General features: G+C 64.3%; 1 protein-coding gene. It reads right to left on the reverse strand.

The window, feature by feature from the left end; genetic code table 11:
• Nucleotides 1–895 (reverse strand): serine hydroxymethyltransferase (glyA, locus tag WAN02_RS23340; RefSeq protein ID WP_422266834.1); only part of this gene is annotated, 895 nt, incomplete at its 3' end.
• Between the last annotated feature and the right edge of the window lie 671 nt (nucleotides 896–1566).

Below are 1566 nucleotides of genomic sequence, written 5' to 3' on the forward strand. Positions count from 1 at the left end.
GGGCGTAAAGCTTGAATTCGGGCGTCAGGGCCTCGTGGAAACTGACCGCCTTGGCGGCGATGACATGCATGAGCGGGCCGCCCTGAAGGCCCGGAAAGATGGCCGAATTGATCTTCTTGGCGAGTTCCGCGTCGTTGGTGAGGATCATGCCGCCGCGCGGGCCGCGCAGCGTCTTGTGGGTCGTGGTGGTGACGACATGGGCGTGGGGGAACGGCGACGGATGGGCGCCTCCCGCGACCAGCCCGGCGAAATGGGCGATGTCGACGACGAAAAAGGCGCCGACCGCGTCGCATATGGCGCGGAAGCGGGCGAAGTCCCAATGCCGCGCATAAGCCGAGCCGCCGGCCATGATGAGCTTCGGTTTGTGCTCGCGCGCCAGCGCCTCGACCTCATCCATGTTGATCCGGTGCGTGGTTCGATCGACGCCGTAGGGGACCACCTTGAACCAGCGGCCGGACATGTTGACCGGCGACCCATGGGTGAGATGCCCGCCGGCGGCGAGATCGAGGCCCATGAACGTATCGCCGGGCTGCATCAGGGCCATGAACACGCCCTGGTTGGCCTGGCTGCCGGAATTGGGCTGAACATTCGCGAACTTGCAGTCGAACAGCCGGCAGGCGCGCTCGATCGCCAGAGTCTCGGCGATGTCGACGAACTGGCAGCCGCCGTAGTAGCGCCGCCCGGGATAGCCTTCCGCGTATTTGTTGGTCATCACCGAGCCCTGCGCCTCGAGCACCGCCCGCGAGACGATGTTCTCGGACGCGATGAGTTCGATCGAATCACGCTGACGGCCAAGCTCGAGCTCGATTGCGCGCGCGATCTCCGGATCGGCGTCGGCGAGGGGTGCGGAAAAGAACGAATTCGAACGGACGGACACGGGGGCGGAAACGTTCATCGGCGAACCTTCCATGAAACAAGGCTTGGCCAGGAGGGCGAGCGCGGCCTTAGCATGCTGGGCGCACGAGAACCAGACAATGCGCGCCCGCCCCGCGTCTCGCCTGCGCTCGCGGGGCCCAGGGGGAAGCGCGACGGCGGCCGGGCCTGGGAGAGAGAATCAGGCGCTCACGCACGTCGGTTCCTTCTTGCCACCGCACCTAATGTCAAACCGCCTGGCCCGCTTGGGGCCGATATACGAGGACTCCAAGTCGCGATCGGCGCGTAGCGGCTGCCTCGGCGGCCGTGAGTGGCCAGATGCAGGCCACACGCTCGAGCCTGATCCACCGCTCAAGGGCATGGAAACTCTGACTGCCCCGCACTTCTTCAACGATATCAACCCGCTGCGCGCCTTCTCAAGAGTTCGCCCGGGAATCCCGACGTGGGCTGTGATGCGATCGCGGGTCTTGGCCTAGCGGAACGGCGGTGCCCGCCGCTGCGTGAGCAGGGAGACCCGCTGGTAGCCGCCTGCGTTTTATGTTAATAGCCAATTAAAATCTCTTGAAATATGGTTAACGTGACCGTTACGATGAGGCATTAAGGCAGGGGCGGGCGGATTTAAGGACGGGGGGCAGGCGGATATAGGGCGCCTATTTAGTGTTCACTATGATCCAGACATGCGCAGTGTGGCGG

Source organism: Mycobacterium sp., assembly GCF_049281135.1.
Taxonomy (GTDB): Bacteria; Actinomycetota; Actinomycetes; order Mycobacteriales; family Mycobacteriaceae; genus Mycobacterium.